Below are 15,561 nucleotides of genomic sequence, written 5' to 3' on the forward strand. Positions count from 1 at the left end.
TCGGCGGTATGAGCGAGAGCAGCGCGCTGGACCCCGAGGACCGCAAGATCGTCACGCTGGCCCGCAGTACGCGGGCGCGCAACGCCGTGCCGGAGGGCGCGGCGGTACGGGACGAGACCGGCCGCACCTACGTCGCCGGCACCGTGGCGCTGGAGTCCCTGCGGCTGACCGCGCTGCAGACCGCGGTGGCGATGGCCGTCGCCAGCGGTGCGACCTCGCTGGAGGCCGCGGCCGTCGTCACCGAGGCCGGGGGGCCGGCGGACGCGGACCTCGCGGCCGTCCGCGACCTCGGCGGCCCGGGCACCCCGGTCCTGCTGGCCGCCCCGGACGGCGAGGTACGCAGCACGACCCGGGCCTGAGGGAAGCCGGGAGCCCGCCGACGCGCGGGGGCGTCCGTACGACCGCAGCGGCGCAGCGCACGGCCCCGGCCCGTACGACCGGAACCGCCCCTACGGGGCGTCCCGTTCCGGGCGGAAGCCGATCGTCGGGACCGCGCGGCGCAGCGGCCAGCCGCGCGGGGCGCACGGCGTGATGCCGTCCAGGAACGCGTAGCGTGCGAGCGCCTGGGGGTCCTGCTCCTCGACCGTGCGTATCTGCTCCCACCACGCCGCCACCTCCGTCCACCCCGGGGCCGACTGGGAGCCGCCGAACTCCTGCACCGACAGCGCCGCCGTGAGTCCCGCCAGCGCGAGCCGGTCGGGCAGCGGGTACCCGGCGAGCGACGTGGCGACGAAGCCGGCGACGAAGACGTCCCCGGCGCCCGTGGTGTCCAGCGCGGCCACCGATATCGCCGGCACCTCGGCGCTCTCGCCCGTGCGGCCGTCCACCGCGTACGCGCCCTCGGCGCCCATCGTGACGACCACCACCGGCACGTGCTCCGCGAGCGCGTGGGCGGCGGCGCGCGGCGAGGCCGTCCGGGTGTAGCGCATGGCCTCCGCCGCGTTCGGCAGGAACGCCTCGCAGTGCGCCAGCTCCGGGATCTCCGCCAGGTCCCAGCGCCCGGTGTCGTCCCAGCCGACGTCGGCGAAGACGCGGCTGCCGTGCAGCGCGGCCTGCTCGATCCACGGCTGCCGCCGGCCCGGGTCGAGGGACGCGACGCAGGCGCGGCTCGGCGGCGGGCAGCGCGGGGGCTCGTCGGGGGGCGGCGCCTCGTGGCCGTGGGAGACCATGGTGCGCTCGCCGTCGTACGCCATGGAGACCGTGACCGGCGAGTGCCAGCCGCGGCACGTGCGGGACAGGGACACGTCGACGCCCTCGCCCGCCAGGGCCTCCTGGCAGTGGTCGCCGTAGACGTCGTCGCCGAAGGCGGCGGACAGCGACGTCCGCAGGCCGAGGCGGGCCAGGGCCGTCGCCATGTTCGCCACGCCGCCGGGGCTGGAGCCCATGCCGCGGGCCCAGGACTCCGTACCGCGGACGGGGGCGCTGTCCAGGCCGGTGAAGACGATGTCGAGGAAGACCGTCCCCGTCAGGTAGACGTCGATCGCCGGGTCGGCGGGCCCGCGCACGTGCTTCAGCGGGTCCACGGCCGCCACGGGTGCGGCGGACGGGCCAGTGGTCATGTCGGCGCCTCCTTCGCACCCGGAACGGAACACTTGTCCGACTGGGCCCAGTCTGCCCCAGCCCACTGACAACGGCCCGCCGCAGCGCGTTCCGGCCCTCAGCGCCGCGCCGGCACCGCCACCCTGCCCAGGTCCGTGGCCACCGTCAGCGGCCCTTCGTACCCGGCCTCCCGGGCCTCCCGCGCGAAGTCCCCCGGGTCCGGATAGCGCTGCGAGAAGTGCGTCAGCACCAGGTGCCGTACGCCCGCCGCGATCGCCACCCCCGCCGCCTGAGCCGCGGTGAGGTGCCCGTACTCGACGGCCAGATCCGTCTCCGCGCCCAGGAACGTCGACTCGATGACCAGCAGGTCCGCCTCCTCGGCGAGCGCGTACACGCCCTCGCACAGCCCGGTGTCCATGATGAACGCGACCCGCTGCCCGCGGCGCACCTCCGAGACCTCCTCCAGCGGCACGCCCCGCAGCGAGCCCTCGCGCTGCAGGCGCGAGATGTCCGGGCCCGCGATGCCCGCGCGCGCGAGGCGGTCGGGGAGCATGCGGCGGCCGTCCGGCTCGACGAGGCGGTAGCCGTACGCGTCCACGGGGTGGTGCAGCCGGCGGGCCTGGAGTGTGTACGCGGGCGTGGTGGCGATCACGCCGTCCGCCTCGATCGGGCCCGCCTCGATCGTCGCGGCCTCCCGGTACGCGCTCGCGTACCGCAGCCGCTCGTAGAAGTGCCGCCCGCTCGCCGGGAAGTGGACCGTCACGGGGTGCGGGACGCGGTCGAGGTTGATGCGCTGGATGATGCCGGGCAGGCCCAGGCAGTGGTCGCCGTGGAAGTGGGTGATGCAGATGCGGTTCAGGCCGTACGCGGCGACGCCGGCGCGCAGCATCTGGCGCTGCGTGCCCTCGCCGGGGTCGAAGAGGATGCCGTCGCCGTCCCAGCGCAGCACGTAGCCGTTGTGGTTGCGCTGGCGGGTGGGGACCTGGCTGGCGGTGCCGAGGACGACGAGTTCGCGAGCGGACAAGTCCGGGCGGCCCGCGCTACCCGGGCGGCCAGTTCAGGCCGCGGCCGCCGAGCACGTGGGCGTGCACGTGGAAGACGGTCTGGCCGGCGCCCGCGCCGGTGTTGAACACGACGCGGTAGCCGGTGGCGTCGACCTTGTCCTCGGCGGCGACCTCGGCGGTCTCGCGCAGCATGTCGGCGACGAGCTGCGGGTCGGCGGCGGCGAGGCTGCCGGCGTCCGGGTAGTGGGCCTTGGGGATGACGAGGACGTGGGTGGGCGCCTGCGGGTTGATGTCGCGGAAGGCGATCGTCGTCGCGGTCTCGCGGACGACGGTCGCGGGCACCTCCCCCGCGGTGATCTTGCAGAACAGGCAGTCGGCCTGCGGCTCCCCGGCCATGTTCCCGGCCTCCTTCGGACGAGTCGGGCGGTACGGGCCGCATGGTACCCCGCGGCCCGTACCCGGTGTCCCGCCGCTACTCCCCCGCCGGGGACTCCCCGGCGTCCGACGGCCCCGAGGGCCCGGAGGGTCCGGGCGCACCCGAAGCCCCAGACGCACCCGGCGCACCCGCGGACCCGGGCGGCTCCGGGGCAGTCGCCTCTCCCGCCCCCGCCGAGGCCGCACCCGGCACCTCCGGCGGCACCGCCGCCGGGCTGCGCTCCAGCTCCTCCAGCGCCAGCCGCACCGCCGTCTCCAGCTGCGGGTCGCGCCCCTGCGCCCAGTCCTCCGGCGTGAGCAGCACGTCCACGTCCGGCTCCACGCCGTGGTTCTCCACGCCCCAGCCGGGTCCTTCGAGCCAGATGGCGTACTTCGGCTGCGTCACCAGCGTGCCGTCGACCAGCCGGTAGCGGCTGTCGATGCCGACGACGCCGCCCCAGGTGCGCCGCCCGACGAGCGGCCCGATGCCCAGCGCCCGGATCGCGGCGCTGACGATGTCGCCGTCGGAGCCGGAGAACTCGTTGGCCACGGCGACCACGGGCCCGCGCGGTGCGTCCATCGGGTAGCTGACGGGCTGGAGTCCGCGGCCCGCGTCCCAGCCGACGACGCGCCGCGCCAGCTTCTCCACGACGAGCTGCGAGGTGTGCCCGCCGCGGTTGTCGCGGACGTCGACCACCAGGCCCTCGCGGGCGACCTCCACGCGCAGGTCGCGGTGTAGCTGCGCCCAGCCGGGGCCCTGCATGTCGGGTACGTGGAGGTAGCCGAGGCGGCCGCCGGAGGCTTCGTGTACGTATGCGCGCCGGCCCGCGACCCACGCGTGGTAGCGGAGCGGCTCCTCGTCGGCGGTGGGGACGACCACGGCGTAGCGCACGTCACCGCCGTCGGCGGGCTGCACGCTCAGTTCCACGGGCTTGCCCGCCGAGCCGACCAGCAGCGGCGCGGGGCCCGCCAGCGGGTCGACGGGCCGGCCGTCGACGGCCGCGATCGCGTCGCCGGGGCGGACCGCGGCGCCCGGCGCGGCCAGCGGCGAGCGGGCGTGCGGGTCGGACGTCTCGGACGGCAGGATCCGCTCGACGCGCCAACTGCCGTCGTCCCCGCGGGCGATGTCGGCGCCGAGGAGCCCCTGCCGCCGCTCCGGCGCGCCCGCGCCGGTGCCGCCGCCCGGGGGGACGACGTAGGCGTGGGACGTGTTCAGCTCGCCCTGCACCTCCCACAGCAGGTCGACCAGGTCGTCGTGGGTGGCGACGCGCTCCAGCAGCGGGCGGTAGCGGTCCAGGACGCCGTCCCAGTCGACGCCGCCGAGGTCGGCGCGCCAGAAGTGGTCGCGCATCAGCCGGCCGGCCTCGGCGTACATCTGCCGCCACTCCGCGGCCGGGTGGAGCAGCTGCCGTACGCGCGTGAGGTCGACGGTGACGTTGTCCCCGTCGCCGTCGTCGACGTGGCTGGCCTTGCGGTCGGCGGGGACGACCTTCAGCTTGCCGTCGGTGCGCAGCAGGATCCGGGTGCCGTCCCCGGTGACGGTGAAGCCCTCGGCGTCGTCTGCGAGTTCCTCGACGCGCTGCTTGCCGAGGTCGTAGCGCTCCAGCCGGCTCGTGGGCCCGTCGTCGTCGGGTCCCGCGGCGTCGGTGCCGAGGACGCCGCGCAGCGGGTGGGTCAGCCACAGCAGGCCGCCCTCGGCGGCGCGCAGGGTCGAGTACCGGGCGGCCTCGACGGGGAAGGGCAGGATCCGGTCGGCGAGGCCGTCGAGGTCGATGCGGGTGACCGGCGGGGTGTCACCGGAGCCCGAGCCGGCGTCGTCGCCGTCGTCGGAGGTGCCGCGCTCGGGGGCCCGGCCGTGGCGCTGCGGGCCGAACGGCGAGGGCGTCTCGGCGGCCAGCGTGATCAGGTGGGGGCGGCAGGCGTACGGGAACGACAGGTCGAAGACGTGGCTGTCGTACACGGGGTCGAAGGCCCGCTCGGACAGGAACGCCAGGTGCTTGCCGTCGGCGGTGAACGCCGGGGAGTAGTCGCGGAAGCGCAGCGGCGTGGCTTCGGCGACGGCCAGCCCGTCGGTGGTGGCCAGCCGGAGCTGCCGCAGTTCGCCGGGGCCCGGGTGCGACCAGGCCAGCCAGGCGGAGTCGGGGGAGAACACCAGCCCGCCGGCGTCGCCGTACCGGCTGGCGTCGACCTCGCGTACGTCGCCGGAGGCGCGTTCGACGAGCAGCACCCGGCCGTCGTGCGAGGCGACGGCGACGCGGCTGCCGTCCGGCGCGACGGCCAGCGCGGTGACGCGGCCGAGGCGCCCGGCGGCGACGCGGCGGGGCGTGCCGCCGGCGTCGCGGCCGGCGGCGGGGGTGAACTCCAGCGCGTCCTCGCCCTCGGCGTCGGTCACGAAGACGACGTGCTCGGCGCCCTCCGCGCGGAACACCCGCGGCATCCGGGCCCGTACGCCCGGCTCCGCGGCCAGCGCGCGGGCGGGGCCCTCGCGGTGGGTCACCCAGTGCAGGGTGCCGCGGACCTCGACGGCGCTGCCGCGGCCGGTGTGGTCGGGGCGGGCGGCGCCGAGGTTGAGGCGGGCGCGCAGCGGGCGGGGGCGCAGGTCGGTGCGCTGGCCGCCGAGGCGGATGTCGAGGCGGCGGGGCTCGGCGCCCTCGTCGAGGCCGTCGAGGAGCCACAGCTCGCCGGCGGCGGCGTAGACGATGCGGGTGCCGTCGGTGGCGGCGTGGCGGGCGTAGAAGCCGCCGAGGGGCGTGTGGCGGCGCAGCGCGGCGTACGCGTCGGGGGCGTCGGTGTCGGCGGAGTACAGCGCGCCGGTGCCCTCGTGGTCGGAGAGGAACGCCAGCCGCCCGCCGGCCCACACCGGGTACTCGGCGTTGCCGAGGACGGCGTCCAGCTCCGCGGGGCGGGTGAACTCCGCGTCCGGCGCGGTGCGCAGCCACAGCCGTCCTGCGGTGCCGCCGCGGTAGCGCTTCCAGTACGCCGCCTCCCGGCCCATGCCCGCGGTGAGCAGCGCGACGCGGCCCTCCGGCCCGTACGCGACGTTGCCGACGGGGCCGAACGGCAGGGTCTGCGCGGGCCCGCCGCCGGGTGGCACGGCGTGCGCCCAGGTGCGGCGCAGTGAGTACTGGCCGTGGGTGGTCAGCGCGAGCACGTCGCCGTCGGGCGTCCAGCCGCGTACGGAGGTCTTGCCGCTGCCCCAGTACGTCAGGCGCTCGGGCGCGCCGCCGTCGACGGGCGCGGTGAGGACCTCGGGGGCGCCGTCGCGGGTGGAGGTCCAGGCGATGCGCGCGCCGTCGGGGGCTATCCGGGGGTGGTCCACCGGCATGTTGTCGGCGCTCACCCGCCAGGCGCGGCCGCCGTCGAGGGGCGCGGCCCAGACGTCGTCCTCTGCCGTGAAGGTGATCAAGTCGCCGTGCAGGTGCGGGAATCGCAGGTAAGCAGGCTGAGTCACGTCGATCATCCCATCATGCGCAGGCGGCACTCACCACCGCTTTGCGGTGTGGTGTGACCTTCGTCCTGTACCCGCCCCGTCCCGGGATGGAACGAATCGGGACGTAACTCTGAACACTGCGGTAAACCCCCCGGGTTCGCGCGCCCGGAACGTCAGGATCCGGGCGTACGGAATCTCTCACTCCGCCCGCCCGGACCACTCGGGGCCGCCTGCCGACCCCTTCCGGACCGCCCGCGGGGCGGCTCGGACCGCTCGCGGGGCGTTCCGGACCCCTCCGGGACCGTTCGGGACCGTCGGTGACCGTTCAGGACCACCGGCCGGTCGCCGCGAGCACCACCGCGCCCGCCGCCGTGCCCGCGGTGGACGTGCGCAGCACGCTCGGCCCCAGCCGGTACGCCCCCGCCCCCGCGTCCGCGAACGCCGCCAGCTCCTCCGGCGCGACCCCGCCCTCGGGGCCGACCACGAGCACGATCTCCCCCGCCCGCGGCAGCTCCGCGGCGGCCAGCGGGGCCGCGCCCTCCTCGTGCAGCACGGCGGTGAACGCCGCACCCGCGAGCAGCGGCAGCAGCTCCTTCGTCGAGTGCAGGCCGGCCACCTCCGGGAAGCGCAGCCGGCGGGCCTGCTTGCCCGCCTCACGCGCGGTGGCGCGCCACTTGGCCAGGGACTTCCGCCCGCGCTCCGCGCGCCACCTGGTCACGCAGCGGGCCGCCGCCCACGGCACCACCGCGTCCACGCCGGTCTCGGTCATGGTCTCGACGGCCAGCTCGCCCCGGTCACCCTTCGGCAGGGCCTGCACGACGGTCAGCCGCGGGCTCGGCGCCGGCTCCTCGCACACCTCGGCGCAGGTCACGAGCAGCCGGTCGGCGCCCTCCGCGCCGGCCACGGTGCCGTACGCACCGCGCCCCGCGCCGTCGGTGAGCACGACGTCCTCGCCGGCCCGCAGCCGCCGTACCGACACCGCGTGCCGCCCCTCGGGCCCGGTCAGCGCCAGCACCGCGCCGGGGCGGGCCGCGTCCAGCACGGCGGGCTCCGCGACGAACACCGGGGCGGTCACAGCAGCCCGCCCGAGGCGTCCCCGGCGGGCTTCCCCGCCCCGCTCAGCGCGTCGGCCAGCTCCCGGGCCAGCAGCTCCACCAGTTCGGCGGCGGGCAGTTCGCGCGCCAGCCGGTAACCCTGGCCGGCCCACAGCGCCATGCCCTGCGGATCGCCGACGCGGGCGGCGGCGGCGCGCAGCGGGGAGGTCAGGTGGTGCAGCTGGGGGTAGGCGGCGGGGGCGTACGGGCCGTGCTCGCGCACGAACCGGTTGACCAGCCCGCGCGCGGGGCGGCCGGAGAAGGCGCGGGTCAGCTCCGTGCGCGTGAACACCCCGCCGGTGACGGCCCGCTTGTGCAGCGCGTTGGCGCCCGACTCGGGGCAGACCAGGAACGCCGTGCCGAGCTGCGCCGCGGCGGCGCCCGCGGACAGCACGGCGGCGATCTGCCCGCCGCGCATCAGCCCGCCGGCGGCGATCACCGGCACCTCCACCGCCTCCAGCACCTCGGCGAGCAGCGTGAGCAGCCCGCGGCCCACCCGGTCGTCGCGCGGGTCGTTGCGGAAGCCGCCCTGGTGGCCGCCGGCCTCGACGCCCTGCACGCACACGGCGCCGGCGCCCGCGGCCTGCGCGTGCCGGGCCTCGACGACGTTGGTGACGGTGACGACCGTGTACGTCCCGGCGCGGGCGAAGGCGTCGAGCACGGCCGGCTCCGGGCAGCCGAAGGTGAACGAGACGAGCGCCACCGGCTCGTCCAGGAGTATGGCGACCTTGGCGTCGAAGGCGTCGTCCGTGCCGGCCTCGGCGTCGCCCAGCTCCGTGCCGTACCACTCGGCCTCGCCGGCCAACTGCTCGGCGTACGCCTCGATCTGGGCGGGGTCCGGCGGCGCGGGGGGCTGGGGCAGGAACAGGTTGACACCGAAGGGCCGGTCTGTGACGGCCCGGAGCTGGCGGATCTCCTCGTACATCGCCTCGGGCGTCTTGTAGCCGGCGGCGAGGAACCCCAGGCCGCCGCCCTCCAGCACCCCGGCGGCGAGCTGCGGGCAGGATGCGCCACCCGCCATGGGCGCCTGCACGATCGGGAAGGTGAACAGATCGTTCAGCTCGCTGGGCATGAGCTCATCCTGTCACGCAGATCGGACACCGGCGGCCCGCGCCGGATCATGGAATCCGCACGTCTTCACGCACCTGGGGACGGTGTACGCCCCATCCACCACACCCGTCGCACGGGCCGCACGGCGGCGGCCCGGCGAGGTCCGTCCGGAACCCGGCTAGCGTCCGCTCCAGGCGTCCTTCAGCCGCGAGAACAGCCCCTGCTGGCCCGGTTTGAACTGGCCCTGCGGGCGCTCCTCGCCGCGCAGCTGGGCGAGTTGGCGCAGGAGCCGCTCCTGCTCCGGATCCAGCTTCTGCGGCGTCTCGACCTCGACGTGCACGATCAGGTCGCCCCGGCCGCCGCCGCGCAGATGCGTCACGCCGTGCTGGTGCAGCGGAATCGACTGCCCCGACTGCGTACCCGGACGGATGTCGACCTCCTCCAGGCCGTCGAGCGTCTCCAGGTTGACCTTCGTGCCCAGTGAGGCCGCCGTCATCGGGATCGTCACCGTGCAGTGCAGATCGTCGCCGCGGCGCTGGAAGATCGGGTGCGGCAGCTCGCGGATCTCCACGTACAGGTCGCCCGCCGGGCCGCCGCCCGGGCCGACCTCGCCCTCGCCCGCGTGCTGGATGCGGGTGCCGGTGTCGACGCCCGCGGGGATCTTGACCGTGAGCGTACGCCGCGAGCGCACCCGGCCGTCGCCCGCGCACTCCGGGCACGGGGTGGGCACCACCGTGCCGAAGCCCTGGCACTGGGGGCACGGCCTGGAGGTCATGACCTGGCCCAGGAAGGACCGGGTGACCTGCGAGACCTCGCCGCGGCCGCGGCACATGTCGCACGTCTGCGCCGACGTACCGGGCGCCGCGCCCTCGCCGTTGCAGGTGCCGCAGACCACCGCGGTGTCGACCTGGATCTCCTTGGTGGCGCCGAACGCCGCCTCCTCCAGCTCGATTTCGAGCCGGATCATGGCGTCCTGACCGCGGCGGGTGCGCGAGCGCGGCCCGCGCTGGCCGGCCTGGCCGAAGAAGGCGTCCATGATGTCGGAGAGGTTGCCGAAGCCGCCGGCGCCGAAGCCGCCGGCCGCGGCGCCGTTCTGCGACAGCGGGTCCCCGCCGAGGTCGTAGATCTGCTTCTTCTGCGGATCCGACAGGACCTCGTAGGCGGCGTTGATCTCCTTGAACCGCTCCTGGGTCTTCGGATCCGGGTTCACGTCCGGGTGCAGCTCGCGGGCGAGCCTGCGGAACGCCTTCTTGATCTCTTCCTGCGACGCGTCACGTCCGACGCCGAGGACCGCGTAGTAGTCCGTGGCCACTTATGACTCCGCCAGGATCTGTCCGACGTACCGTGCCACTGCGCGTACCGCTCCCATCGTTCCGGGGTAGTCCATGCGGGTAGGTCCGACCACGCCGAGCTTGGCGACGGCTTCGCCGGTGTCGCCGCCTGAACCGTATCCGACGGAGACGACCGAGGTGGAGGTGAGCCCCTCATGGTCGTTCTCATGCCCGATACGCACCATCACGCCCGGTTCCTTCGCCTCGCCGAGCAGCCGCAGGAGCACCACCTGCTCCTCCAGCGCCTCCAGCACGGGCCGGATGGTGAGCGGGAAGTCGTGGTCGAAGCGGGTGAGGTTGGCGGTGCCGCCGATCATCAGCCGCTCCTCGGTCTCCTCCACCAGCGTCTCCAGCAGCACCGACAGCACGGTCTGCACCGTGCCGCGGTCGTCCGCGGGGAAGGACTCGGCGAGATCCGCCACCAGCCGCGGCACGTCGCCGAAGCGGCGGCCGACGACCCGGCTGTTGAGCCGGGCGCGCAGATCGGCGAGGGAGTCCTCGCTGAACGGCGCCGGGCAGTCGATCATCCGCTGCTCGACCCGGCCGGTGTCGGTGATGAGCACGAGCATGACGCGCGCGGGGGCGAGTTGGAGCAGCTCGACATGGCGCACGGTCGAGCGGGTCAGCGACGGGTACTGCACCACCGCCACCTGCCGCGTCAGCTGCGCCAGCAGCCGCACCGTGCGCCCCACGACGTCGTCGAGGTCGACGGCGCCGGACAGGAAGTTCTGGATCGCCCGCCGCTCGGCCCCGCTCAGCGGCTTGACGTCGGCGAGCTTGTCGACGAACAGCCGGTATCCCTTGTCGGTGGGAATGCGGCCCGCGCTGGTGTGCGGCTGCGCGATGAACCCCTCGTCCTCCAGGGCGGCCATGTCGTTACGCACCGTCGCCGGGGAGACACCGAGGTGATGCCGCTCCGTGAGCGCCTTGGAACCGACCGGCTCCTCCGTGCCCACGTAGTCCTGGACGATGGCGCGCAGCACTTCGAGCCGGCGCTCGCTGAGCATGCTGCCCACCTCCGTACTCGTCAGTACTCGCCCGCCCGTCCGGTGCGTTTCCGGCTCTGGCACTCGGCGAGGGGGAGTGCCAGGGTCCGGGGCCAGTGTACGGCCGGGTACCGCAGCTCAGGCAAGGCGGCCGGTCACCTGACTCTTGCGAGGATGTCCCGGCGTTCACGCGGGGAGGAATCGCCTTCGGCAGGGCGGAGCGTCGCCGTCCCCGGTCTCCTGGAACACGGAACGTCCCCAGGACCGCACACGGAAGAAACGAACGTGCGTGCCCTCATTCGCTGATTGCGGTGGCTCCGGCCCGACGAGGACACGGATGTACGCAGGTCGCACGTACGGTCACACTGCGCACCCCAGGATGAGCAAGGACGTGAGGGGGAGGTCGTGCCGGTGGCGAGGGAGGCCGCGAAGGGCGGGCATGCCCGGTACACGTACCGGCTGCGTGTGTCGTCGACCGCCCGCGCCGGGCTGCTCGCCGAATGGGACCGCTGCCGGTGGGTGTGGAACGAGTGCGTGGCCAAGTCCAAGACCGTGTACGCGCACAACAAGGCGCACCCCGACAACAAGCTGTCATGCGGACCGGCCCAGCTCGACAAGATGCTGACCGGGGCCCGCGCGACGACGCCGTGGCTGCGCGAGGGCAGCTCGGTTCCGCAGCAGCAGATCATCCGGGACTTCGGCAAGTCCCGCGCGAAAGCGCAGAAGGACATGCGGGAACGCCTGCCGCCGCGGCAGCGGACCGGTACGCCGAGGTGGAAGAAGAAACGCGAAGCCAACCCGACGCTGAGCTACACCAGACGCGGCTTCCGGCTCCAGGATGGCCGCCTGCACCTCGCCGGCGGCATGGCCCTGACCGTGGTGTGGTCTCGCGACCTGCCCGCGGCGCCGTCCTCGGTGCGTGTCCATCGTGACAGTCTCGGCCACTGGTATGCCTCCTTCGTCGTACCCGCAGAAGTCCACCCGCTCCACAGCACCGGCCGCGTGATCGGGGTCGACTGGGGTGTGAAGGAGACTGCGACCACCACCTCGGTGGCCCACGATCTTCCTCACGCCATGCACGGCAAGAAGGCTCGGGCGAAGCTGTCGCGGTACGACCGGATGATGGCCCGTCGCAAGCCTTCCAGGGGACAGGCGGCCTCGAAGGGCTACCGCGCGGCCAAGAAGCTGCGCGCGAAGGTGTGCAAGAAGATCGCCAGGCAGCGGCAGGACACCGGCCGCAAGTGGGCCAAGCACGTCGTGCGCGACCACGACGCGATCGCCGTGGAGGACTTCCGCCCGAAGTTCCTCGCCAGGACATCGATGGCACGCAAGGCGGCGGACGCCGCCATCGCCGCCACGAAGCGGGCCCTGATCGAGATGGCCCGGAAACACGGGCGGGACCTCCGCCTCGTGCACCCCGCGTACACCACCATGGACTGCGCCTCGTGCGGAGCGAGAACCAAGCACGCACTCCCGCTGTCCGAGCGCACCTACACCTGCGCCTCCTGCGGAACCGTCTCCCCCAGGGACAAGAACTCCGCCCACGTGATGCTCATCCGGGCAGGTCTGAACCCGGTTGGCGCCGATGGCACAAGACTTCCCGGAGCGCCGCTCCAGGAAGCGGCCTGAGGCAGGAATCCCCTCCCATCGGGGAAGGGAGCATTCAAGTTATAGCGTCGGGGCATGCCCGACTACTGGGAAGAGCTGGCGCCGGGCGTCGTGCGGCGGCGGCTGCCCCGCTGGGACGCGACGGCGGGGGCGGTGGGGACGCCGGACGGCGTGCTGCTCGTGGACACCGGTGCCTCGCTGCGGGAGGGCGCCGAGCTGCGCCGGGCCGTACGGGACCGCTTCGGCCGCCCCGTGACGCACATCGCGCTCACGCATCCGCACTTCGACCACGTGCTCGGCACTGCGGCCTTCGCCGGCGCCGAGGTCCACGGCCCGGCGGGGATGGCGGAGCACCTTCTCGGCGAGGGCGCCGACGGGCTGCGTGCCGACGCCGTACGCCACGGGCTGGACCGCGACGCGGCGGCGGAGGCCGTCGACGTCCTTGTCGCCCCGCGGCACGCGGTGTCCGGCACGTACCCGCTGGACCTCGGGCGCGGCCGGGAGGTGCTGCTGGTCGAGCTGGGCGCGGCGCACTCGTCGCACGACATGGCGGTGTACGTCCCGGGCCGCCCGGCCGTCGTCTTCTGCGGCGACCTGGTCGAGGAGTCCGGCCCCCCGCAGGCGGGCCCGGACGCGGACCCGGCGCGGTGGCCCGCGGCGCTGGACCGGCTGCTGGAGCTGGGCGGCGAGGCGGCGGTGTACGTCCCGGGGCACGGCGCGGCGGTCGGAGCGGACTTCGTACGGACCCAACGGGACGAGCTGGCGGGGCGCTTGTCGTAATCTCACCTTCGTGCGCCGCTACGACACCGACCTCACGCCCCCCTGGAAGAAGCCGCAGCAGCCCGCCCCCGAGGTGCAGGCCGAGCCGGACCTCGTGGTCGAGGAGGTGGCGACGGGCTTCTGCGGCGCGGTCATCCGTACGGAGAAGACGGCCGAGGGCCCGACGGTCACCCTGGAGGACCGCTTCGGCAAGCACCGGGTGTTCCCGCTGACACCGCGCGGCTTCATGATCGACGGCAGGGTCGTCACGCTGGTACGCCCCGGCCGCTCCGCGCCGTCGGGCCCCCTCCTCTCCGCCTCCGGCTCGATCGCGGTCCGCGACCACACCGCCCGCGTCGCCCGCGCCGGCCGCATCTACGTCGAGGGCCGCCACGACGCGGAGCTGGTGGAGCGCGTCTGGGGCCACGACCTGCGGGTCGAGGGCGTGGTGGTGGAGTACCTGGAGGGCGTCGACGACCTGCCGTCGGTGGTCTCCGCCTTCGCCCCGGGCCCGGACGCGCGGCTGGGGGTGCTGGTGGACCACCTGGTGCCGGGCACGAAGGAGTGGCGCATCGCGGAGTCGGTGACGAGCGCCCACGCGCTGGTGGTGGGTCACCCGTACGTGGACGTCTGGGAGGCCGTCAAGCCGTCGTCGGTGGGCATCGCGGCGTGGCCGCGGATCCCGCGGGGTGAGGACTGGAAGACGGGCGTCTGCCGCGAACTGGGCTGGCCCCCGGACACGGGCGCGGCCTGGCGCCGGATCCTGGACTCGGTACGGACGTACCGCGACCTGGAACCGGCACTGCTGGGACGGGTGGAGGAGCTGATCGACTTCGTCACGGCCCCGGGGGCGTAAGAGGTTCGGGGCCCGGCCCGGCCGCTACCGGTCGGCGGTGTCCCACGGTCTCGTTGCGCACGAGGTACGTGACGGACCCCGGACGGAACGCGTCGAACCTCCTACCCTGGCAGTGGCGAGCCGCAGAGAAGAGGTAAGGCTGTGACGTCATCGGACGGTGCCCCCGACCCGCTCACGGAACCACTCGCGTTCGGCCAGCGGATGCAGATCCTGCGCGAGCGCCGCGGCATCAGCCGTCCCGTCCTGGGCGGGCTGCTCGGCAAGTCGCCGTCGTGGGTGAAGCAAGTGGAGACCGGAAAGCTCCAGTTGCCGAAGCTGCCCATGATCCTGCGCATCGCCGAGGTGCTGCGCGTCCGTGATCTCGCCGACCTCACCGGCGACCAGTCCATGAGCGTCGAGATGTTCATCGGCCCAGGACACGCCAGGCTCCCCGCGGTCCGCGACGCCCTCAACCGCTTCGCGCTGCCCGGCGACCGTAAGGCCCCGGGCCTCCCGCACCTGCGGGCCCGCCTCGACCAGGCATGGAGCGCCCGTCACTCCGCCCCCCACCACCGGGACGTCATCGGCGCGCTGCTGCCTGCCCTGATCCTGGACGCGCACCTGGCCACACGGCAGGCCGAGACCGCCGCCGAACGCCGCCGCGCCCAGTCGCTGCTCGCCGAGACGTACGCGCTGGCGCAGTTCTTCCTCGCGTACCAGCCCGACACCTCGCTGCTCTGGCGCGTCGCCGACCGCGGCATGATCGCCGCCCAGGAGAGCGAGGACCCGCACGCCATCGGCACCGCCGCCTGGCTGCTCGCCCAGGCCCACCGCGACGCCGGCCCGCGGGACTTCGACGCCGCCGACGACGTCAACCGCGCGGCCGTCGACTACCTCCGCCCGCTGCTGGCCGAGGCCGACGACCGCGTGCTGGCCATCGCGGGCGCGCTCGACTTCGAGCTCGGCTACACCGCCGCCCGCCGGGGCGCGTCCGGTGTGGCCTGGGCGCACTGGGACGACGCACGCGCCAAGGCCGGGCGCCTCCCCGCCGGCTACTACCACCCCGTCACCAGCTTCGGCGCGGCCATCATGGGCGCGCACGCGGTCACGGTGGCGGTGGAGTTGCACGCCGGAGGCGAGTCCGTACGGCAGGCCGCACGGGCCGACGCGGCCGCCATCCCCAGCCACCCGCGCCGGGCCCGGCACCGCATCGAGGAGGCCCGCGGCTATCAGCTCGACGGCCAGCCCGACGTCGCCCTGGCGACGCTGGAGAAGGCCCACGCCGCGGCGCCGGAAACGATCCGCTACAACGGGTACGCCCGCCGGATCATCCTGGAAGAGTCCGAGGCCAAGAGCCCGGGGCGCAGGCGACGCGCAGCCGAACTCGCAACGAAGGTCGGGCTCCTGGCCGCGTAGCGAACGCGAACAGGCATGCGGGGGGCAGGATTTCTGCCCCCTCCCCACTCCAGCCGCCTCTACGGTCGGTGACGACCTGATCACCGACGACAGGT

The 15,561-nt window shown here is 74.5% G+C and carries 13 protein-coding genes; 5 read left to right on the forward strand and 8 right to left on the reverse strand.

The genetic code is table 11. The annotated features are described in order from the left end of the window. The first annotated feature begins 8 nt into the window (after positions 1 to 8). Complete coding sequence (locus LG396_RS09435; RefSeq protein ID WP_037752539.1) at positions 9 to 359, forward strand: cytidine deaminase-like protein; 351 nt, start codon at positions 9 to 11, stop codon at positions 357 to 359. 90 nt (positions 360 to 449) lie between these two features. On the opposite strand, the gene LG396_RS09440 is transcribed toward LG396_RS09435, so the two are convergent. The 8 genes from LG396_RS09440 to hrcA all read right to left on the reverse strand — a co-directional run bounded on the left by LG396_RS09440 (position 450) and on the right by hrcA (position 10,869). Then, complete coding sequence (locus LG396_RS09440; protein WP_225794380.1) at positions 450 to 1,559, reverse strand: PfkB family carbohydrate kinase; 1,110 nt, start codon at positions 1,557 to 1,559, stop codon at positions 450 to 452. A gap of 98 nt (positions 1,560 to 1,657) precedes the next feature. Continuing rightward, on the reverse strand, positions 1,658 to 2,563 hold the full coding sequence (locus LG396_RS09445; protein ID WP_225794381.1) for a ribonuclease Z: 906 nt from the start codon (positions 2,561 to 2,563) through the stop codon (positions 1,658 to 1,660). 16 nt (positions 2,564 to 2,579) lie between these two features. Continuing rightward, entirely contained in the window at positions 2,580 to 2,939 is a 360-nt protein-coding gene (locus LG396_RS09450) for a histidine triad nucleotide-binding protein (RefSeq protein WP_225794382.1), read from the reverse strand. Positions 2,940 to 3,015: 76 nt separating this feature from the next. After that, entirely contained in the window at positions 3,016 to 6,417 is a 3,402-nt protein-coding gene (locus LG396_RS09455) for a S41 family peptidase (RefSeq protein ID WP_225794383.1), read from the reverse strand. Between the two features lie 295 nt (positions 6,418 to 6,712). After that, positions 6,713 to 7,462: a 16S rRNA (uracil(1498)-N(3))-methyltransferase gene (locus LG396_RS09460; protein ID WP_225794384.1), complete on the reverse strand. Its 750-nt coding sequence runs from the start codon at positions 7,460 to 7,462 to the stop codon at positions 6,713 to 6,715. Next, positions 7,459 to 8,553: a nitronate monooxygenase gene (locus LG396_RS09465; protein WP_225794385.1), complete on the reverse strand. Its 1,095-nt coding sequence runs from the start codon at positions 8,551 to 8,553 to the stop codon at positions 7,459 to 7,461. The genes LG396_RS09460 and LG396_RS09465 overlap by 4 nt, the downstream gene beginning before the upstream one ends. 156 nt (positions 8,554 to 8,709) lie before the next feature. Continuing rightward, complete coding sequence (gene dnaJ, locus LG396_RS09470) at positions 8,710 to 9,843, reverse strand: molecular chaperone DnaJ (RefSeq protein ID WP_018851168.1); 1,134 nt, start codon at positions 9,841 to 9,843, stop codon at positions 8,710 to 8,712. Continuing rightward, on the reverse strand, positions 9,844 to 10,869 hold the full coding sequence (hrcA, locus tag LG396_RS09475; RefSeq protein ID WP_037752552.1) for a heat-inducible transcriptional repressor HrcA: 1,026 nt from the start codon (positions 10,867 to 10,869) through the stop codon (positions 9,844 to 9,846). It lies immediately after the preceding gene. A 384-nt stretch (positions 10,870 to 11,253) separates the two neighbouring features. Between hrcA and LG396_RS09480 the strand changes: the two genes are divergently transcribed. From LG396_RS09480 to LG396_RS09495, 4 genes are all read left to right on the forward strand, one after another. Further along, a complete protein-coding gene (locus LG396_RS09480; protein ID WP_225794386.1) occupies positions 11,254 to 12,477 on the forward strand; it encodes an RNA-guided endonuclease InsQ/TnpB family protein in 1,224 nt (407 codons plus the stop codon). A 54-nt stretch (positions 12,478 to 12,531) separates the two neighbouring features. After that, entirely contained in the window at positions 12,532 to 13,236 is a 705-nt protein-coding gene (locus tag LG396_RS09485; RefSeq protein ID WP_225794387.1) for an MBL fold metallo-hydrolase, read from the forward strand. A gap of 10 nt (positions 13,237 to 13,246) precedes the next feature. Beyond that, positions 13,247 to 14,071: a DUF3097 domain-containing protein gene (locus LG396_RS09490; protein ID WP_225794388.1), complete on the forward strand. Its 825-nt coding sequence runs from the start codon at positions 13,247 to 13,249 to the stop codon at positions 14,069 to 14,071. Positions 14,072 to 14,212: 141 nt separating this feature from the next. Then, positions 14,213 to 15,466 (forward strand): helix-turn-helix domain-containing protein, encoded by a 1,254-nt coding sequence (locus LG396_RS09495; protein WP_308190080.1) that lies wholly within the window; start codon positions 14,213 to 14,215, stop codon positions 15,464 to 15,466. The last annotated feature ends 95 nt before the right edge of the window (positions 15,467 to 15,561 follow it).

Origin of the sequence: Streptomyces aculeolatus, from assembly GCF_020400605.1 — a bacterium.
Taxonomy (GTDB): Bacteria; Actinomycetota; Actinomycetes; order Streptomycetales; family Streptomycetaceae; genus Streptomyces; species Streptomyces aculeolatus.